17 protein-coding genes are annotated in these 19982 nt (G+C 37.7%); 9 read left to right on the top strand and 8 right to left on the bottom strand.

All coding sequences use genetic code 11. The annotated features are described in order from the left end of the window. Window positions 1-29 precede the first annotated feature (29 nt). The 3 genes from folK to dksA are packed head-to-tail and all read right to left on the bottom strand — an operon-like array spanning window position 30 to window position 2586. Complete coding sequence (gene folK, locus A6A10_RS02525) at window positions 30-503, bottom strand: 2-amino-4-hydroxy-6-hydroxymethyldihydropteridine diphosphokinase (RefSeq protein ID WP_121123522.1); 474 nt, start codon at window positions 501-503, stop codon at window positions 30-32. A 6-nt stretch (window positions 504-509) separates the two neighbouring features. Further along, on the bottom strand, window positions 510-2078 hold the full coding sequence (gene pcnB, locus A6A10_RS02520) for a polynucleotide adenylyltransferase PcnB (RefSeq protein WP_121123520.1): 1569 nt from the start codon (window positions 2076-2078) through the stop codon (window positions 510-512). A gap of 58 nt (window positions 2079-2136) precedes the next feature. Further along, window positions 2137-2586: an RNA polymerase-binding protein DksA gene (gene dksA, locus A6A10_RS02515; RefSeq protein WP_121123518.1), complete on the bottom strand. Its 450-nt coding sequence runs from the start codon at window positions 2584-2586 to the stop codon at window positions 2137-2139. Window positions 2587-2824: 238 nt separating this feature from the next. Between dksA and purM the strand changes: the two genes are divergently transcribed. From purM to aspA, 3 genes are all read left to right on the top strand, one after another. Further along, entirely contained in the window at window positions 2825-3856 is a 1032-nt protein-coding gene (purM, locus tag A6A10_RS02510) for a phosphoribosylformylglycinamidine cyclo-ligase (RefSeq protein WP_229583613.1), read from the top strand. Between the two features lie 64 nt (window positions 3857-3920). After that, the gene (gene purN / locus A6A10_RS02505; RefSeq protein ID WP_121123515.1) at window positions 3921-4562 is read left to right on the top strand and encodes a phosphoribosylglycinamide formyltransferase; all 642 of its coding nucleotides are present in this window, start codon (window positions 3921-3923) and stop codon (window positions 4560-4562) included. Window positions 4563-4759: 197 nt separating this feature from the next. After that, a complete protein-coding gene (gene aspA / locus A6A10_RS02500) occupies window positions 4760-6184 on the top strand; it encodes an aspartate ammonia-lyase (protein ID WP_121123513.1) in 1425 nt (474 codons plus the stop codon). A gap of 89 nt (window positions 6185-6273) precedes the next feature. Here aspA and A6A10_RS02495 read toward each other — a convergent pair whose 3' ends face one another. Continuing rightward, entirely contained in the window at window positions 6274-7137 is an 864-nt protein-coding gene (locus A6A10_RS02495) for a CPBP family intramembrane glutamic endopeptidase (protein ID WP_121123511.1), read from the bottom strand. Window positions 7138-7258: 121 nt separating this feature from the next. After that, window positions 7259-7651 carry a peptide-methionine (R)-S-oxide reductase MsrB gene (gene msrB, locus A6A10_RS02490; protein WP_121123509.1) on the bottom strand — a complete coding sequence of 131 codons (393 nt, stop codon included), beginning with the start codon at window positions 7649-7651 and terminating at the stop codon, window positions 7259-7261. A gap of 191 nt (window positions 7652-7842) precedes the next feature. On the opposite strand from msrB, the gene gyrA reads away from it, so the two are divergent. After that, window positions 7843-10503, top strand: a complete 2661-nt coding sequence (gene gyrA, locus A6A10_RS02485; protein ID WP_121123507.1) for a DNA topoisomerase (ATP-hydrolyzing) subunit A — start codon at window positions 7843-7845, stop codon at window positions 10501-10503. 73 nt (window positions 10504-10576) lie between these two features. Here gyrA and A6A10_RS02480 read toward each other — a convergent pair whose 3' ends face one another. The 3 genes from A6A10_RS02480 to A6A10_RS02470 all read right to left on the bottom strand — a co-directional run bounded on the left by A6A10_RS02480 (window position 10577) and on the right by A6A10_RS02470 (window position 14382). Beyond that, window positions 10577-11593: an ABC transporter ATP-binding protein gene (locus A6A10_RS02480; RefSeq protein ID WP_121123504.1), complete on the bottom strand. Its 1017-nt coding sequence runs from the start codon at window positions 11591-11593 to the stop codon at window positions 10577-10579. Between the two features lie 4 nt (window positions 11594-11597). Continuing rightward, the gene (locus tag A6A10_RS02475) at window positions 11598-13250 is read right to left on the bottom strand and encodes an ABC transporter permease (protein ID WP_121123577.1); all 1653 of its coding nucleotides are present in this window, start codon (window positions 13248-13250) and stop codon (window positions 11598-11600) included. 112 nt (window positions 13251-13362) lie between these two features. After that, window positions 13363-14382 (bottom strand): Fe(3+) ABC transporter substrate-binding protein, encoded by a 1020-nt coding sequence (locus A6A10_RS02470; RefSeq protein ID WP_121123502.1) that lies wholly within the window; start codon window positions 14380-14382, stop codon window positions 13363-13365. A gap of 241 nt (window positions 14383-14623) precedes the next feature. Between A6A10_RS02470 and rsxA the strand changes: the two genes are divergently transcribed. From rsxA to rsxG, 5 genes are read left to right on the top strand one after another with little or no spacing between them, the layout of a single operon-like run. After that, complete coding sequence (gene rsxA / locus A6A10_RS02465) at window positions 14624-15205, top strand: electron transport complex subunit RsxA (RefSeq protein ID WP_121123500.1); 582 nt, start codon at window positions 14624-14626, stop codon at window positions 15203-15205. Then, on the top strand, window positions 15205-15819 hold the full coding sequence (gene rsxB / locus A6A10_RS02460) for an electron transport complex subunit RsxB (RefSeq protein ID WP_121123498.1): 615 nt from the start codon (window positions 15205-15207) through the stop codon (window positions 15817-15819). Before rsxA ends, rsxB begins: the two co-directional genes overlap by 1 nt. Then, window positions 15806-18283, top strand: a complete 2478-nt coding sequence (gene rsxC, locus A6A10_RS02455; protein ID WP_121123496.1) for an electron transport complex subunit RsxC — start codon at window positions 15806-15808, stop codon at window positions 18281-18283. The genes rsxB and rsxC overlap by 14 nt, the downstream gene beginning before the upstream one ends. Continuing rightward, a complete protein-coding gene (rsxD, locus tag A6A10_RS02450) occupies window positions 18283-19350 on the top strand; it encodes an electron transport complex subunit RsxD (protein WP_121123494.1) in 1068 nt (355 codons plus the stop codon). Before rsxC ends, rsxD begins: the two co-directional genes overlap by 1 nt. Next, window positions 19350-19982, top strand: coding sequence for an electron transport complex subunit RsxG (gene rsxG / locus A6A10_RS02445; protein ID WP_121123492.1), 633 nt, complete (start codon window positions 19350-19352; stop codon window positions 19980-19982). Before rsxD ends, rsxG begins: the two co-directional genes overlap by 1 nt.

The following is a 19982-nucleotide window of genomic DNA, read 5'->3' as shown; positions in this document are numbered from 1 at the left end:
TCGCATTCTAAAAATTTAAAGAAATACAATCATGCTAATCTATGCATTGTATGGTGTGCAAAGTTCTGATAAAGAGAAGTCAAAGATTGCCCTGTCGGTAAAATCAGATCGGGCGAAAGATCGTAAAGTGGCACAATCACAAATTCACGATTATGCATATCATAATGGGGAACAACCAAACGTTCTGAATTTATCTGCTCATTACCATAGAGCAAAATATCTAAGTCTAGGGTTCTTTCACCCCAACGACGCAAACGTACCCTACCCTGTTCATTCTCAATAGATTGCAGCTTATCTAACAATTGAATAGCGGTCAGTTCCGTATCAAATTTTGCAACTGCATTGACATAATCAGGCTGATCTTGTGGACCTAAAGGTTTACTACTATAAAAAGGGCTAACCTCAAAATTATGTGCAAAACTCTGCAATGATCTGACCGCTTGCTTTAATTGTTCCTGCGGATTATCTAAATTTGAACCCAGAGCAACATACACCGTTTGCATTTTTCGCTATTCCTCTACTTTTTTCGCTTTTTTCTTACGATGGAAACGACGACGAGGTTTACGTTTCTTCTTCGGTTCATCATCTGAATGAGAATGTGCAGTTTTAACACCATTAAGCAAGGTTGAACGCTGTGATTCATTACTTAATTGATATTCATGCCACCAAGCACTTAACTCAACTAAGTCACCACCTTCTAATTCTGCACGCATCACTAACAAGTCAAATCCTGCTCTGAATTTGATATGCCCTAGAGTTTGTTGAGGACGTTTACCTGTACGTTTAGGGAATTGGAATTGTAATGCCCAAATATCACGAATAACGGCGGTATGTCTGCGATGTAACGCTACTCTACGACAAGCCTCGGATAAAATCTCATTTGCCGCCAAAAGCATTGCATCATGAGTATTTAATCCACCTTCATTTTTCAATTCATCAATTTTTTCACGCAATGGATACCAGAATAACGCCGCAAATAAGAATGCTGGATTAATTCGTAAATTATCACGAATACGATCATCCGTTGAACCCAATGCTTTCACAATCATGCGTTCAGCATTTGAATCTTGCTTTTCAGTAAAATGAACAGCTAAGGTTGGGAAAAGCTGTTCGAATAAACCATACTGGCGTAATAATTCATAAGTTTTTAAGCCATAGCCAGATTGCAATAACTTTAATGATTCTTCAAATAATCGAGCTGCTGGAATCGATTGTAATAAAGGTGCCATGGATTTAATTGGTTCATCGCTGGCTTTATCTAAAAACATATCCAATTTTGCCATAAAGCGAATCGCTCTAAGCATTCTGACAGGATCTTCTTGGTAACGAATCTTTGGTTCACCAATTAAACGCAAACGCCCTGCTTTTAGATCGTCTATTCCATGGTAAAAATCAAAAATAAGTTGATTTTTGACATCGTAGTAGAGTGCATTCACGCTAAAATCACGACGTTCAGCATCTTCACGCAATGTACCATACACATTATCACGAAGGACTAAGCCTGATTCACTCGTCTTATAAATTTTTTCAGAGGCATTTTCTGCATGATCTGCTCGGAATGTCGCGACTTCATAAATTTCACGCCCAAACATAATGTGGGCTAAACGGAATCGTCTACCAATTAAACGACATTGACGACCAAAAACTTTCTGGATCTCTTCAGGTTTTGCATTTGTTGCAATATCAACATCTTTTGCTTTTTCTCCTGACAACAGATCACGAATACAGCCACCAACTAAATAAGCTTCATAACCTGCTCTTTGCAGTTTATTGACTACCGTAATCGCATTACTAGGAAAATTTTTTACCGTGATACCATATTTTTTTGCATCTACAGTAAACTGCTTATGAATAATGTGGGATTGAGAAGCTTGAGATTTTGAAGAAGATTTTGATTTGTATTTTTTCTTTGGCGAAGATACCGCCTTATCAGCACTCTTTAAGACTGATGGTTTAGACTCCGAAATCTCAACCTTATTTTTATTTGGATAACTTGTTGTTTCAACAAGCGGTTGTTTTCTTTCCTTTTTTTGTCGAGAAAGAAGAGATTTAATGTAATTAAAAATAGTACACCTCAAATTTTATGCTAATTAAACAAGAAATGTGGTGCTTATCTAAACACCACATCATCATTAATTAACCGCCCATTTGTTTTTCACGGATTTCTGCGAGTGTTTTACAATCAATACATAGATCAGCGGTTGGGCGAGCTTCTAAACGTTTTAAGCCAATTTCAATACCACAAGCATCGCAATATCCATAATCACCAGAATCCAGTTTTACTAGAGTTTGTTCAATTTTTTTAAGCAATCTACGTTCACGATCACGATTACGTAACTCTAAGCTAAATTCTTCTTCTTGAGTTGCTCTATCTGATGGATCCGCAAAATTTGTTACATCATCCTGCATTTGGATTTTAGTACGCTCCGCTTCTTCTATAATTTGAGCATGCCACGCCTTTAAAATTTTACGAAAATGCTCAATCTGAGCATCATTCATATACTCTTCATCTTTACCTAATTGGTAAGGGGTTACGCCTGCAATGGCTAACAAACTAAGCGAATTTGTATTTGACGCTTGTGTCATAAGGTCACTCCTGTTTTTGTGATCTTCCTTAAGAGTACATCTAAAGCTCTTTTAGGGTTATGGCTTTTTAAAAGCGCGTATAAATATCAGAACTTCAACCTTTTAGCAAATTATTTTTTTATTTAGTGCATTATTGTTATCCTTTCATATGAATACTAGATTTACGCTTATTCCCTATCGCAACCGTTTGCTTAATGTTATAATTCGAAAAATTTTTTATTTCATTGAGGTCTTTTCTGTGACAACACAACTAAGTTATAAGGATGCAGGCGTAGATATTCACGCTGGTAATGAATTGGTCGAACGTATCAAAGGTGACGTAAAACGTACTCATCGTCCAGAAGTAATGGGGGGATTAGGCGGTTTTGGTGCTTTATGTGCTTTGCCAACTAAATACAAAGAACCTATTTTAGTTTCGGGTACTGATGGGGTTGGAACTAAATTACGCCTTGCGATTGATTTGAATAAACATGACACCATTGGTATCGACTTGGTGGCGATGTGTGTTAACGATTTAGTTGTTCAAGGCGCTGAACCATTATTCTTTCTTGATTACTATGCAACAGGTAAACTCAATGTCGATGTAGCTAGCTCTGTAATTAAAGGGATTGCTGATGGTTGTGAACAATCTGGATGTGCATTAGTTGGCGGTGAAACAGCAGAAATGCCAGGAATGTACCATGAAGGCGATTATGACCTTGCGGGTTTCTGTGTTGGTGTCGTTGAAAAATCAGAAATTATTGATGGTTCAAATGTTAAAGTAGGCGATACTTTAATTGCTCTTGGATCAAGTGGTCCTCATTCAAACGGCTATTCATTAATTCGTAAAGTGTTAGAAGTCAGTGGCGCAAAAGCTGACGATCTGCTTGAAGGCAAATCATTAAGCGAGCATCTCCTTTCTCCAACTAAAATTTATGTTAAATCAGTCCTTCAATTAATCAAAAAAGTTGAGGTTCATGCCATTGCTCATCTTACGGGTGGTGGATTCTGGGAGAATATCCCTCGTGTATTACCGAAGAATGTTAAAGCTGTGATCGATGAGAAAAGCTGGGAATGGCAACCTGCATTCAAATGGCTACAAGATAAAGGTAACATCAGCCGTTATGAAATGTATCGCACCTTTAACTGTGGTGTAGGTATGGTAATTGCATTACCAGAAGCAGATGTAGATACAGCACTCACCCTTCTAAAACAAGCGGGTGAAGACGCTTGGGTTATCGGTAAAATTGAGAACTTAGAATCAGGTTCTGAACAAGTTGAAATTGTTTAAATAAGGCAAATGAACTGACCGCTTGTACCTGATAAGATACAAGCGGTTAGTTTTTAATAGAATTATGAAAAAAAATATTGTTGTACTCATTTCAGGTAATGGTACCAACTTACAATCCATTATGGATACGATTGAGCGTGGCAAAATTAACGGTCAAATTTGTGCAGTCATATCCAATAAAGCTGATGCTTATGGGTTAGTCAGAGCAGAAAAAGCCAATATTCCACATTTCGTTTTTTCGCGTAAAGATTTCGATAGCAATCAATCGATGGATAGTGCAATTGCATCAAAAATTGATGAGCTTGGCGCTGATTTGATTGTTTTAGCTGGCTACATGAAAATTTTAACCGCTCAATTCACCCAACACTTTGAAGGAAAAATCCTCAATATTCATCCTTCTTTATTACCTAAATATGCAGGGCTACATACTCATCAACGCGCAATGGAAGCAGGGGATACTGAACATGGTATGAGTATTCATTTTGTTAATGAAGAAGTGGATGGTGGGTCTGTTGTGTTACAAGCAAAAGTGCCGATTTATCCTGATGATACATTAGAGGATGTTATACAACGAGTACATGAACAAGAACATCGATGCTATCCGCTCGTTGTGGAATGGTTCTGTTCGGATCGTTTATCTTGTATTGATGGTAAAGCTTACTTAGATGGAGAACTACTATCAAAACAAGGCTATGCCATCGATTAGCTTTACGCTCCTCTCAATTTTGATAAGCACACAACGCTTGTGTGCTTTCATCCTGATTATTCATAAAAAAAACTAATCTGAGATGACAATTTATATCAGCCCACTCATCCCCAAAATATGATCTAGATCGCATTTTTTCTCGGTGTAAGCCAGTATGATCCGCCCAAAATTGTCACTATTAATAGAAGGAATATATCGTGAATAATACAAGAATTGAAGTTGATCTACTCGGCGAACGTGAAGTACCAAATGATGTTTATTGGGGAATCCATACACTAAGAGCGATTGAAAATTTCAATATATCGAAAAATGTCATTTCCGACGTTCCCGAATTTGTGCGCGGTATGGTAATGGTAAAAAAGGCGACTGCCTTAGCCAATGGAGAACTTGGTGCAATTCCAAAGAAAATAGCTAAAGCGATTGTTCAAGCTTGTGATGAAATTCTCGTAAATGGGCGTTGTATGGATCAGTTCCCTTCAGATGTCTATCAAGGTGGTGCAGGTACTTCTGTTAATATGAATACCAATGAAGTGGTGGCAAATTTAGCCCTTGAAATTATGGGGCATCAAAAAGGTGAATATCAATACATTAATCCAATGGATCATGTTAACGCAAGCCAATCGACTAATGATGCTTACCCTACGGGATTCCGAATTGCTGTGTACAACAGCATTATGCAATTGATTGTTAAAGTCCTCTATCTACAACAAGCATTTGATAATAAAGCAGAAGAATTCTCAAAAATTTTAAAAATGGGAAGAACACAGCTACAAGATGCAGTACCAATGACAGTAGGACAAGAATTTAAAGCATTTTCTGTTTTACTTGATGAAGAAATCAAAAATCTAAAACGTACTGCTGAGTTATTATTAGAAGTCAATTTAGGTGCAACTGCAATTGGTACAGGTGTGAATACTCCAGAAGGTTATTCTGAACTTGCTGTTAAATATCTCTCTGAAGTTACTCAACTTCCTTGTGTACTATCTGAAAATTTAATTGAGGCAACCTCAGACTGTGGTGCTTATGTCATGGTGCATGGTGCATTAAAACGCACCGCGGTAAAACTTTCCAAAGTCTGTAACGATTTACGTCTGCTCTCTTCTGGTCCTCGTGCTGGCTTAAATGAAATTAATTTACCTGAATTGCAAGCAGGCTCATCAATTATGCCAGCTAAAGTCAATCCAGTGGTGCCTGAAGTGGTTAATCAAGTTTGCTTTAAAGTGATCGGAAACGATGCGACGATTACCTTTGCAGCTGAAGCAGGGCAGTTACAATTAAATGTAATGGAGCCTGTTATTGGGCAAGCAATGTTTGAATCTATTGAGATTTTATCCAATGCTTGCGTCAATCTTCGTGATAAATGTATTGATGGTATTACTGTGAATAAAGAAGTGTGTGAGAACTACGTATTTAATTCTATCGGTATCGTTACCTACCTCAATCCATTCATTGGTCACCACGAAGGTGATGTCGTCGGTAAAATCTGTGCTAAAACAGGTAAGAGTGTACGAGAAGTTGTTTTAGAAAGAGGATTGCTCACAGAAGCTGAATTAGACGATATTCTTTCTGTTGAAAATTTAATGAATCCGAAATATAAAGCAAAAAAATTTGAAGAAGAGTAAGAATTAATACTTTAATCTACACTAAACTAAAAAGACCTTAACATTGAAACATTAAGGTCTTTTATTTATTTCTGGTTTCTTAATACATTTTATGATGGAAGATGTTTTTTCTTTATCGCTACACCCAGAAGAATAATTAAGATAACGCCCAGTAGGCTAGTAATGATTCCCCCCTCGAATCCAAATCCACCACCAGAAATTAAATCTTTATTTGGTTGAGCTATTGCAGTGAATACTGACTCTTGAATATGGTTACCCGATACTTCTGAACCATAGAAAAAACCTTGTAGATAATTCCACGTACCGTGTGCGAAGCCTACGAGTAATAAATTTCCAGACAAGACATAAATTAGAGAAAAAACAACACTTGCTAACATTAAGTTAATCACAGGCAAAGCTGTCATATTTGGGTTTAAACCATGCATCAGCATAAACAAAATACTGGTTATAATAATTGCCCAGAATTGTTTCATGGCTTTTGAAAAATAAGGCATAAGATAACCTCGATATATCAATTCTTCAAAAGTTCCTTGAAAAGCAAAGAAGATAACGCCTAGGATTAGTGTACCTAGATATTCAGGCTTAAAATTAAAGATTAAATCAATTCCGCCCAAAGCAGCTATAAGCAAAGTGACAACAGTAATTGCTAAAAATCCACCAAAGATACCAATCAATATATTCTTAACAAGTTTGTTGGTGGTTAAACCTAATGTGGATAATTTCACTTTACCCATAAAGCGAATGACTAATAAGGATAAAAGCACATTCAAAATCATAGATAATGTACTTGATGGGCTAATCATCGCTTCTTCAGTTTGTGGCATAAGCAATACGATACCTATTCCAGCAATTAAAGGGATAAGTACGACACAAAGTAAAGCGATAATAAGTGGAATCACAATCAATTTAACTTTAGATGTTGCTTGAATGGATTCTACATGGGATGTAAACATAAGGTTTCCTTAAAAAATAAAACCGCCAGTTAAGGCGGTTAATAAGTTGATTCATAGACAAATTTGTTGCGCTTTCGCATACCATTGTACGTGCATTCTGACATTTTGCAATCTGGGGAACTTATCCGTCAATTTCCTCACCTGTCTCATCCCATTTAAAATTGAGGGCGACTGAGTTTAAACAAAAACGCAATCCTGTTGGTGCTGGGCCATCAGGGAAAACATGTCCCATATGGGCATCGCAATGACCACAACGAATTTCTGTACGATGATGTCCTAAACTGTAATCATCTAAATAGCGTAATGAGTCCTTTGAAATGGTTTCATAAAAACTAGGCCACCCACATCCCGCATCAAATTTAGTATCTGAACGGAATAGTGGATTATGACAACGGACACAACGATAAGTCCCAACTCGCTCTTCGTTCAAAAATTTACCTGTAAAGGGTCTTTCTGTCCCACTATTTATACAAATTTCAACTTGCGCATCAGTTAATTCATTTAATTCTTTCATCTTTTTATTTCCCCACAAAACATCATTTTGATATTAGACTGATTCTAACTGAATTTATTACATTTTAAAGCCCATATTTAGTAAATATATATGGATACTTTCCCCCGAATAACAGCTTTTATGCTATACTAAAAAACAATTTTCGTCCTAATTTATCAGGACATTTTTTGTAACATGATTAGGAAATTTCAATGAGCGAATTAGCCAAAGATATTACCCCCATCAGTATTGAAGAAGAACTCAAAACATCTTATCTCGATTATGCAATGTCAGTAATTGTGGGGCGTGCATTGCCGGATGTTCGTGACGGTTTAAAACCTGTTCATCGTCGAGTACTATTCTCTATGGATCAGAGTGGTAATACCGCCAGTAAACCTTATGTAAAATCAGCACGTGTTGTCGGTGACGTAATCGGTAAATACCACCCGCACGGAGATTCTGCTGTTTACGATACTATCGTGCGTATGGCACAACCATTCTCATTACGTTATATGTTGGTCGATGGGCAAGGTAACTTTGGTTCAATTGATGGCGATGCACCTGCGGCAATGCGTTATACCGAAGTCCGTATGCAAAAAATTACACAGGAATTATTGACAGATTTAGATAAAGAAACTGTCGATTTTTCGCCAAACTATGATGGCAAAGAGATGATTCCTGATGTATTACCAACCAAAATCCCTGCTTTATTAGTAAATGGTTCATCAGGCATTGCAGTAGGGATGGCAACAAACATTCCACCACATAATTTAAACGAAGTATTAAATGGTTGTTTGGCCTACATTGAAAATGATCAGATTACTTTGGAAGAGTTAATGCAACATATTCCGGGACCTGATTTCCCAACGGCTGCAATCATTAATGGTCGTAAAGGAATTGAAGAAGCATATCGTACGGGGCGAGGCAAAATCTATGTGCGTGCAAAAGCGAGCGTAGAAACTACCGCTAAAGGTCGTGAGCAAATTATCGTGACCGAAATTCCATATCAAGTGAATAAAGCCAAACTGATCGAAAAAATTGCCGAATTAGTTAAAGATAAAAAAGTCGAAGGGATCAGTGAATTACGTGATGAATCTGATAAAGATGGATTACGTATTGTGATTGAAATTAAACGTGATGCTGTAGGCGAAGTGGTTTTAAATAACCTCTATGCGCTCACTCAAATGCAAGTTACTTTTGGTATCAATATGGTCGCATTAGATCATGGTCAACCAAAGGTTTTAAACCTAAAACAAATTATCGAAGCTTTCGTATTACACCGTCGTGAAGTGGTTACACGTCGTACTATTTTTGAATTACGTAAAGCCCGTGATAGAGCCCATATTTTAGAAGGGTTAGCGATTGCTTTAGCCAATATTGATCCTGTAATCGAATTAATCCGCAAATCTAAAACCGCAGAAGAAGCAAGAGAAGGCTTACTTGCTCGTCCTTGGAGTTTAGGCAATGTTGCAGCTATGCTAGAAGCAGCAGGTGTTGATGCAGCAAGACCAGATGAACTTGAGGAAGAATTTGGCGTACGTGATGGACAATATTATTTATCAGAAGCGCAAGCAAAAGCGATTCTAGAACTTCGTTTACACCGCTTAACAGGTTTAGAACACGAAAAAATTCTCGATGAATACAAAGAACTTCTCGATACTATCGGTGAATTATTGCATATTCTCAATAGCCCAGAACGCTTAATGGAAGTAATTCGCGAAGAGCTAGAAAAAGTTAAAAGTGAATTTGGCGATGAACGTCGCACAGAAATCACAGCCGCATCGGGCGATATCAATTTAGAAGATCTTATTGCTCAAGAAGATGTAGTGGTAACATTATCTCACGCGGGTTATGTTAAGTATCAACCACTTTCAGACTACGAAGCACAACGTCGTGGTGGTAAAGGTAAATCTGCAACAAAAATGAAGGAAGATGATTTTATCGAACGTCTTTTAGTTGCTAACACGCACGATACGATTCTGTGTTTCTCTAGCCGAGGTCGCTTATATCAATTAAAAGTATTCCAATTACCACAAGCGAGTCGTGGTGCAAGAGGTACACCAATTGTTAATATTCTGCCATTAGTTAAAGAGGAAAATGAACGAATTACGGCTATTCTCCCAATTCCAAATGGTGAATTTAGTGCCGATAAGTTTATCTTTATGGCAACAGCGAGTGGTATCGTTAAGAAAGTATCTTTAGATGCATTCAGCAATATTCGATCAAGCGGTCTGATCGCATTAAAACTTCGCGAAGGTGATGAATTAATCGGAGTCGATATTACCAATGGCGAATGTGAAATTATGCTGTTCTCAGCACAAGGTCGTGTAGTTCGTTTCAATGAAAGTGGTGTACGTGGAATGGGACGAATTGCGACAGGTGTTCGAGGTATGAAATTAGCCTTAACCGATGTCTTAGAAGAAGTTGAGGAAGCAGAGATTGAATCGACTGAAGATGATGAAAATACGGATTCAAGTGTGGATTTAAATACCGATAAAGTCGTTTCGCTTGTTATTCCACATAACGAAGGCGATATCTTAACTGTGACTCAAAATGGTTATGGTAAACGTACTTTACTTACGGAGTATCCGACAAAATCACGTAATACAAAAGGTGTGGTATCCATTAAAGTGAATGAACGTAATGGTAAGGTTGTCGCTGCGGTACAAGTGGAAGAAACTGACCAAATTATGTTGATTACAGATGCAGGGACTTTAGTACGTACTCGTGTGAATGAAGTAAGTCTTGTAGGTAGAAATACCCAAGGTGTGAGAATTATTCGAACCGCTGAAGATGAAAACGTAGTAAGTTTAGAACGCATCTGTGATATTGATGATGAAGACTCAGAAGAAGTTCATAGTGAAGAAGAATAACTTCTATATTCAATAAGTTATTAAATAAAAGTTGCTATTGATGATCAATCTTTAGCAACTTTTTTATTGATATTTATTGTGCAAATAACACTGGCCGGCTAATGTTAAAGCTCACAGCAACTTTACTCCCAATTTTGTAGTCTAGTGTTTGGTAAGCGGTCAGTTCAGTATCATTGATTGCAATTTTGTATCGGAAAAACTGCCCTAAAAATAATTTCTCTATAATAATACCTTGCCCATTTAACTCATTTTCTGTAAGTAAAATTTGCTCTGGTCGTAATAGCCACTGATAACTACCTTTTGCATATCGCATTTCTGGGAAATGATAGTTGCCAATTAGACTATGAATACACTGATTTTCATCAACATTACACGTAACATAATTCGTTCCTCCTAGAAAATCAGCAACAAACCGATTGACTGGAGAATAATATAATTCCATTGATGTACCAAATTGAATAATTTTACCCTGATCCATCACCGCAACTTTATCAGCAAAAGCAAAGGCTTCTTCTTTACTATGTGTAACAAAAATTGCTGGTACATTTTGGCTTTTCAAAATGGTCTTAATTTCTTGAATCATTTCATAGCGAGTTTGGCTATCAATATTCGAAAAAGGTTCATCTAATAAAAGCAATTGTGGCTTACAAGCTAATGCTCTAGCAATCGCTACACGTTGTTGCTGTCCACCTGATAATTCGTGAGGATAACGTTGCTCGAATTCTTGTAATTGGACTACCGCCAACATTTGCTTTGTGATCGTTTGTTTATCTGATTTAGATAAATTCGACAAGCCAAACTGAATATTGTCCCAAACAGTTAAATGTGGGAAAAGAGCATAATCTTGAAAGATTAAACCTATTTTTCTCTCTTCTACCGCTTTAGTGCGAAGATCTTGTCCTGATAATTCAATTTTGCCTTGTTCAACAGGTAATAAACCCGCAATAGCTTTTAATAAGGTTGTTTTTCCACACCCACTCGCCCCAAGTAAACAGACAATTTCATTCTCACTGACTTCTAAATCAAGAGATTGTAAGACGACTGTTTTATCAAATTGATAACTTAATTTTTCAATTTCAAGTACTTTCATTTTATTAACGTTCTTTTTCAGATTGGGAAATTAATGAGCGAGTAAGCCAAATAACGGGAATTAATCCCACTAAGACTAATACAATAGCAGGAAGTGCTGCTCGTTCTAATTGCTCATCAGAGGTAAAGGTAAACACGTGCGTGGCAAGCGTATCAAAATTAAATGGGCGTAGTAATAATGAGGCATTGAGTTCTTTCATACTTTCAATAAATACCATTAGTCCTGCGGTGATGATACCTTTAGATATTAATGGCAAATGGATTTTTCTAAACATCGAAAATCCATTTTTTCCCATTGTTTGACTTGCCATATCTAATGAAGGAGAAACTCGGTTAAGTGAACTCTCAAGGCTTCCAATTGCCATGGCTAAAAAGCGAATAGTGTACGCCAAGACTAACGCAAACAATGAACCAGAAAAAATTAACCCAACGGTAGGTAATTCAAAATATTTTAAGATTGAGTGTAGACTATGATCTGCAAATGAAAGTGGTGAAAGCAATCCTATGGCTAATACTGTTCCAGGAATAGCGTATCCTAGTGATGAAAATTGTAATGATAATTTTGTAATCGATTGCCAAAGTTTATTATTTTTCGATAATCTATATGCGAAGTGTAAAATTAATGCTAAAGCAATGGTTACAAGAGAAGCAATAATCGACACTTTTAAACTATTAACTGCAAATTCAACAAAATCTAAATTCCAAGATTGTTCAAAATAGTCATAAGACCAATATAATAGTCGTCCCAAGGGAATAAAGAAAGCCAATGACAATAAACTACCACACCAAAAGTAAGCTAATCCTAATTTCCAACCCACAAGTTTCTTAAAGGATTTTTTCTTTTCATATCCTCTTTGATAATGTTTCTGCTTACGACGGCTATATTGTTCTAATAAGATAAAGAAAAAAATAAATAGCAACATAAATACAGAAATCTGACTAGCGGTACCTAAATCTTGAAAACCTAGCCAAGAATCATAAATGGCTGTCGTGAGTGTCGTAACTGCAAAATAAGAGACTGTACCAAAATCCCCTAATGTTTCCATTGCAACAAGAGCAATTCCTATAGCTATTGCTGGACGAATAAGGGGAAAAGTAACTCGACGAAAAATTTGTGTCGAACTTGCTCCTAATAATTTAGCACTTTGCACTAGATTTTCTGATTGTTCTAACAAAGCAACACGAGCTAAAAGAAAAATATAGGGATACAAAACAAGCGCCAAGACAAAACAAGCCCCGTATAAAGTTCGAATTTGAGGAAACCAGTAATCCTGAGGCATTTCCCAACCAAAAATAGCACGTAAAAGCTGTTGCAACGAGCCCGAATAATCTAATAAGTCAGTATATAAATAAGCAATAAGGTAGGCTGGCATTGCAAGAGGGAGGCATAATAACCACTGTAATGTCTTTTGTCCCCAAAACTGATAATTTGCAACAATCCAAGCAGAAGGTAATGCAAAAAATAGAGCTAAAAAAACAGTACCTAAAACCAATAAACTTGAATGAAGAACATAAGTACTTAATGTAGTATTCCAAAAATGAGCCAAGTTTTGGAGGTTACCATCAAAAGCATGGTAGATCACAGCCAGTAATGGAAGCAAAACTAAAGATGTGGTAATACAAGCAAATGTTTGCCAAGAAAGATATTGATTTTTCATTAATTCAGAAACTATCATTATAAACAGAATAGGACGCCACAGAGCGTCCACTATGTAATATTATGCGATAAATACGATCGTATTTATCACATATCTACCTCAATAATAATCTTTAAAACTCATCAAATTTTACTTCATCAACAAGTTTTAATGCTTCTGAGGAATGTTTTGCTATATCTTCAAGTTTTATTGCATCAACAGTATATTCTCCCCAACTTTTAACTAATTTTGATGGATCAATGCCTGGTTTTACTGGATACTCATGATTTAATTCAGCATAAAGAGCTTGTGCTCTATCATTACTTAAATATTCAACTAACTTGATAGCATTTGCTTTATTTGGTGCATATTTAGCGATAGCAACGCCACTAATGTTGAAGTGAGTACCAAATTGACCATCAGGGAAATTGATTACAGCCGCTTCAGCCCATGATTTTTGTTTTTCATCATCTAACATTTTACCGTAATAATAGCTATTACCTAATGCATAGTCACAAATACCATCTTTAATTGCTTTAACCTGATCACGGTCGCCACCTTGTGGTTTTTGTGCTAAATTTGCTTTCAAACCTTTAAGAAATTCTCTTGTTTTTTCTTCACCGTAGTGTTCAATCATTGCAGCAAATAATGAGATGTTATACGAGTTTTTACCTGAGCGTACACATACTTTACCTTTATATTCAGGTTTTGCTAAATCTAAATAATCAAAACCTGCTGGTAATTTACCGACACGATCTTTAGATGTGTAGATAACACGAGCACGTTTAGTTAAAGCAAACCATTCGTCATTTGAATCACGGAATTGAGCTGGAATATTTTTCTCTAAAATTTTAGAATCAACCTTCTGTGCTAAACCTGCATCCACGAGTTCTTTGACGCGTTGGATATCTACTGTTAAAAGAACATCAGCAGGGCTTAATTCTCCTTCTTTCTTAACACGTTCAAATAATCCTTTATCTGCAAAGATAACATTTACTTTAACACCAGTTTCTTTTTCAAAATCTTTGAGCATTGGCTCAATTAGGTATGGCTGGCGGTATGAATAAACATTGACCTCATTAGCTGCAAATGCAGAAGAATTTGCTAAGATCGCAGATGTTGCTATTGCAAGGGTAGAAAGTGCTTTTTTCATGTAAGCTCCTAAAATTGAAGAGTTAATTAAAAATTATCTATCAGTATGATAGGCAAAATAAGTGTGAGAATTCTAGAGTGATACACTGTTAATGTCAATGAGAAGCATTTTTATTTATATAATAATTTCTCAATTTTTTTGTAAAAAAAGATGAGTTAATGAACGATATGGCTAAATATGGTTGTTCATTAGCCCGAAAAAACGGATAATGTCCAACATTTTGTGAATAGTTAGATGAGACATGATTGAATATATTTTATTAGTTATCAGTACGGCGTTAATCAATAACTTTGTACTGGTAAAGTTTCTTGGAATTTGTCCATTTATGGGCGTGTCCAAAAAAGTAGAAACAGCGATCGGTATGGGAATGGCAACAACCTTCGTATTAACGGTTGCCTCGCTTTCGGCGTACCTGATTGAAAATTATATTCTTGGTCCATTAAATGTGTCTTTTCTACGTACACTTGTTTTTATCTTAGTCATTGCAGTGATTGTTCAGCTTACTGAAATGATCGTCCATAAAACAAGCCCAACACTTTATCGTCTATTAGGTATTTATTTACCCTTAATTACAACAAACTGTGCCGTGCTTGGTGTGGCGTTATTGAATGTCAACTTAGCCAATAATCTTATTCAATCTGTATTATATGGATTTGGTGCAGCAGCTGGATTTTCTCTTGTTTTAATACTGTTCTCTGCGCTACGTGAGCGTTTAGCGGCAGCCGATGTGCCTCAAATATTTCAAGGTGCATCTATCGCCTTGATTACCGCAGGTTTAATGTCTTTAGCCTTTATGGGCTTTACTGGTTTAGTCAGAATTTAATGTTAGATCAACCTATTATTTTTTACGTTATCATCATCGTGGCTATTATCGCGCTTATTTTTGGGGCGATTTTAGGCTATTCATCACTTAAGTTAAAAGTGGAAGCCGACCCGATTGTTGAACAAATTGATGCACTCTTACCGCAAAGTCAATGTGGGCAATGTGGCTATCCCGGCTGTAAGCCTTATGCCGAAGCCGTTGCGAATGGAGATGATATTACTAAGTGCGTACCTGGCGGACAACCGCTCGTAGTCAAACTCGCTGATTTAATGGGTGTTGATGCACCTGATATGGACGCTGAAACTCCCGAAGTCAAAGTTGCCTTAATTCATGAGGATATGTGTATTGGTTGCACCAAATGTATCCAAGCCTGCCCTGTTGATGCCATTATTGGTACAAATAAAGCAATGCATACCGTCGTTGCTGATTTATGTACGGGCTGTGAATTATGTGTAGCTCCTTGTCCAACCGATTGTATTGAAATGATTTCTCAAAAACCGACGATTAAAAACTGGAATTGGAAATTTGATCAAAGTTTAGTTATTCCCATTTTAAATACCACTGAAATTCAGCCTAAAATGGTAGTAGGAGACGACAGCAATGCTACAAAATAATGTATTAAGTCGTATCCGAGAAGGCAAGTTATGGGAATTTCCTGGTGGTGTCCATCCACCAGAAATGAAAAAACAATCGAATCAAAAACCGATTCGAACCTTACACTTACCTAAACATTTCTATGTGCCAGTAGTGCAACACTCAGGAAGCGCAGGTAATATTATCGTTCAAATTGGCGATCAAGTACTTAAAGGGCAACCGCTTACCCAAGGCGATAATTATCGTCAATTACCCGTGCATAGCCCAACGTCAGGTAAAGTGGTTGCTATTCAGCCTTACGTTTCTTGTCACCCATCAGGCATGGCAGAACAAACCATTGTCATTGAAACTGATGGTGAAGATCAGTGGATCGAACGCCACCCTATTGATGATTTTCTTTCACTCAGTGCTGAAGAAATTATTGAAAAAATTTATCGAGCAGGAATCGCAGGACTTGGTGGAGCAGTATTCCCCACTTCTAGCAAATTACAATTTGCTGAAAATCGTTGTAAGGTCTTGATTATGAATGGGGCAGAATGTGAGCCCTATATCACTTGTGATGATCGGTTAATGCAAGACTATACCAACGAAATGATCGAAGGTATCCGTATTCTACGTTACATACTTCGTCCAGAAGAAGTTGTACTGGCAGTGGAGGATAATAAACCCCATGCCATTAAAGCCATAAAAAAAGCATTAAAAGGGGCGAATGATATTTCATTACGAGTCATCCCTACTAAATATCCTTCAGGTGCAAGCGATCAGCTAGTCCAAGTTTTGACTGGATTAGAAATTCCACAAGGTAAACGCACCATTGAGCTTGGCATTGTGATGCAAAATGTGGGAACAGCATTTGCGGTAAAACGTGCCATTATGGATGATGAGCCATTAATTGAGCGTGTTGTAACCCTCACAGGTGATAAAATTCGCAATAAAGGGAATGTATGGGCAAGACTTGGTACTCCGATTCTGCATTTATTAGAGCAAGTGGATTATCAGCCCGATGAACGTTTTCCTGTTTTCTTGGGGGGGCCAATGATGGGATTTATTCTCCCTTCATTACAAGCGCCGGTAACCAAAACAGCGAACTGTATTATCGCCCCAGATCATTTTGAATATGCGCCGCCACAACCAGAAAGAAGTTGTATTCGTTGTTCTGCCTGTTCAGATGCTTGCCCTGTTAGCTTGCTACCCCAACAACTCTATTGGTACGCCAGATCGGAAGATCACGATAAATCAAGAGAGTATCATCTTGATGCCTGTATCGAATGTGGAATTTGTGCTTATGTCTGCCCAAGTTACATTCCGCTTGTGCAATATTTCCGCCAAGAAAAAGCAAAAATTGCAGAAATAGATGAAAAAGCACGTAAAGCCGAAGAAGCTAAAATTCGCTTTGAAGCAAGGGAAGCTCGCTTAAATAAAGAGAAAGAAGCTCGAGCAGCCCGTATTCAACAAGCCGCTGAAAAACGCCGTGAAGAAGTATCAAGTTCAGCAGGCGAAGATCCTGTAAAAGCGGCAATGGCTCGTCTTAAAGCGAAAAAAGCTGAAAATGCAGTGAAACCAACAGATATCAAAGCAGATGGAACACCAGATAACAGTGAGTTAATGGCACAACGTCGTGCTAGACGACTAGCTAAACAAGCCGATCAACAAACAGAACAAACAAATGCACAAGTGGTCGGTTCTGCACAAAATAATGCAAATTCTGCACCCGAAGATCCAAGAAAAGCCGCTGTAGCTGCGGCTCTCGCTCGAGCTAAAGCGAAAAAAGAAGCTCAGCAAGCTGGACAAACAAATACACAAGCGGTCGGTTCTGAGCAAAATCATGCAAATTCTGCCCCCGAAGATCCGAGAAAAGCTGCTGTAGCTGCTGCTATTGCTCGGGCTAAAGCGAAAAAAGCAACAACGCAACAAATAGAACAAACAAATGCACAAGCGGTCAGTTCTGAGCAAAATCATGCAAATTCAGAACCCGAAGATCCAAGAAAAGCCGCTGTAGCAGCTGCTATTGCTCGGGCTAAAGCCAAGAAAGAAACCCAACAAGCAGGACAAACAAATACACAAGCGGTCAGTTCTGCACAAAATAATGCAAATTCTGAACCCGAAGATCCAAGAAAAGCCGCTGTAGCTGCCGCTATTGCCCGTGCTAAAGCTAAAAAAGCTGCACAGCAAAGTCAGCAACACACTCAAGAACAAGCAGTCAGTTCTGAGCAAAATAATACAAATTCAGAACCCGAAGATCCAAGAAAAGCCGCTGTAGCTGCGGCTATCGCTCGAGCTAAAGCTAAAGCTAAAAAAGCAGCACAACAAAGTCAGCAAAACACTCAAGAACAAGCGGTCGGTTCTGAACAAAATAATGTAAATCCAGAGCCTGAAGATCCAAGAAAAGCGGCTGTGGCTGCTGCTATTGCTCGGGCTAAGGCAAAGAAAGCAGCACAATTACAAAATAAAGATAATGATGAAAATCATAAGGGATTAAGCTAATGTTTAGAATGATCAGTTCACCCCATACCCATTCTAGCAATTTAACTGCCAAAATTATGTGGTGGGTTATTGTTGCTATGTTACCTGCACTTGTTGTGCAATGGTACTTCTTTGGCTATGGTGTACTTATTCAGATAGGCATTGCAGTTGTTTTTACAATTGTGATCGAGCTACTGGTGGCAAAACTCCGTAAAAAGCCGATGACGTTTTACTTAGCTGATATGTCTGGCATTTTATCTGCGGTAATTTTAGCGATGGCAATTCCCCCGTACTCGCCCTATTGGTTAATTATTATTGGGCTAATTGTCGGGTTAATTCTAGCGAAACACGTTTATGGCGGGTTAGGACAAAATATATTTAATCCTGCTATGGTGGGCTATGCGTTGTTACTTGTTTCATACCCTGTGCAAATGACAGCTTGGCTGCCACCTGTGGAATTACTCAGTGAACCGCCAACATTAGCGGACAGTTTCTCTCTGATTTTTTCAAGCGTAACAACCGATGGCTTTACCATTCATCAATTAATTCAAAGTGTAGATGGTATTTCTCAAGCTACCGTATTGGACGGCACGAAAACCACCCTGACTTTAACAGGACAAACACCCGAAAGTATTACGACTGTGTTTAATACACTCTTGGATAATATTTTTTGGGGCGGTTGGGTACAAGTCAATATCGCTTTTCTTTGCGGAGGTTTATTCCTCACTTATAAACGTATCATTCATTGGCAAATACCTGTTTCAATGCTAGCCTGCTTTGCTCTGTTTAGTGTGGCGACAGATTTATTTTCTCAAACTGAAACTTGGAATATGCCATTACAATTATTCAGTGGGGCGATGATGTTTGGGGCATTTTTTATTGCAACGGATCCTGTTTCTGCCTCAATTACACCAAGAGGAAAATTAATTTTTGGTGCATTAGTTGGTTTGCTCGTTTATTTGATTCGTTATTACGGTAATTATCCTGATGGTGTTGCTTTTGCCGTGTTGTTGGCGAATATTTGTGTTCCCCTTATTGATCACTATACGCAACCTCGATTATATGGCACAAGAGGAGGAAAACGTTAATGAAAGCATCCGTCATTACCACTCGCTATGCTTTGATTTTAGGTGCAATCGCTTTAATTTGTACTGCAATTTTAGTGGGCGTGTATTTATTAACAAGAGGAACGATCAATGATGTGGTAGAAAAACAACAACGATCCTTATTGTTAGAAGTGGTTCCTCAAGCACATTTTGATAATGATTTTTTAGCAACGTGCAAAATTATTGATCTACCAGAAGCGCCTTTTTTAAATAAAATTTATATTGCAAAAAAAGCCGATAATCTTACCGCTTACGCAATTCAAGCGACCGCGCCTGATGGTTATTCAGGCAATATTGTATTGCTTATTGGTATTACGCCAGTAGGTACAATATTGGGGGTTCGAACTCTTGAGCATCAAGAAACGCCAGGCCTGGGCGATAAAATTGAAATACGTATTTCAGACTGGGTAACCCAATTTACTGGTATACTATTCAACGAAGAAACTGAATCAAGTTGGAAAGTGAAGAAAGACGGTGGGCAATTTGACCAATTTACAGGCGCAACCATTACACCACGAGCCGTTGTCAATAATGTTCGTCAAAGTGCAAAGTGGACAGTCACCGAACTTAAACAACATCCTGAAATAATCAACAGTTTTGTTAATTGTGGGTAA

It is taken from the genome of Otariodibacter oris (assembly GCF_009684715.1).
GTDB lineage: Bacteria > Pseudomonadota > Gammaproteobacteria > Enterobacterales > Pasteurellaceae > Otariodibacter > Otariodibacter oris.
The sequence above is the reverse complement of the archived record's forward strand: the minus strand, read 5'-3'. Positions and strand labels throughout refer to the sequence as shown.

Bases quoted from the DNA above. Each gene is read 5' to 3' on its own strand.
- folK (WP_121123522.1), bottom strand. From the start codon at position 503: ATGCAAACGGTGTATGTTGCTCTGGGTTCAAATTTAGATAATCCGCAG.
- dksA (WP_121123518.1), bottom strand. From the start codon at position 2,586: ATGACACAAGCGTCAAATACAAATTCGCTTAGTTTGTTAGCCATTGCA.
- purN (WP_121123515.1), top strand. From the start codon at position 3,921: ATGAAAAAAAATATTGTTGTACTCATTTCAGGTAATGGTACCAACTTA.
- A6A10_RS02495 (WP_121123511.1), bottom strand. From the start codon at position 7,137: ATGTTTACATCCCATGTAGAATCCATTCAAGCAACATCTAAAGTTAAA.
- msrB (WP_121123509.1), bottom strand. From the start codon at position 7,651: ATGAAAGAATTAAATGAATTAACTGATGCGCAAGTTGAAATTTGTATA.
- gyrA (WP_121123507.1), top strand. From the start codon at position 7,843: ATGAGCGAATTAGCCAAAGATATTACCCCCATCAGTATTGAAGAAGAA.
- A6A10_RS02480 (WP_121123504.1), bottom strand. From the start codon at position 11,593: ATGAAAGTACTTGAAATTGAAAAATTAAGTTATCAATTTGATAAAACA.
- A6A10_RS02475 (WP_121123577.1), bottom strand. From the start codon at position 13,250: ATGAAAAATCAATATCTTTCTTGGCAAACATTTGCTTGTATTACCACA.
- A6A10_RS02470 (WP_121123502.1), bottom strand. From the start codon at position 14,382: ATGAAAAAAGCACTTTCTACCCTTGCAATAGCAACATCTGCGATCTTA.
- rsxA (WP_121123500.1), top strand. From the start codon at position 14,624: ATGATTGAATATATTTTATTAGTTATCAGTACGGCGTTAATCAATAAC.
- rsxB (WP_121123498.1), top strand. From the start codon at position 15,205: ATGTTAGATCAACCTATTATTTTTTACGTTATCATCATCGTGGCTATT.
- rsxC (WP_121123496.1), top strand. From the start codon at position 15,806: ATGCTACAAAATAATGTATTAAGTCGTATCCGAGAAGGCAAGTTATGG.
- rsxD (WP_121123494.1), top strand. From the start codon at position 18,283: ATGTTTAGAATGATCAGTTCACCCCATACCCATTCTAGCAATTTAACT.
- rsxG (WP_121123492.1), top strand. From the start codon at position 19,350: ATGAAAGCATCCGTCATTACCACTCGCTATGCTTTGATTTTAGGTGCA.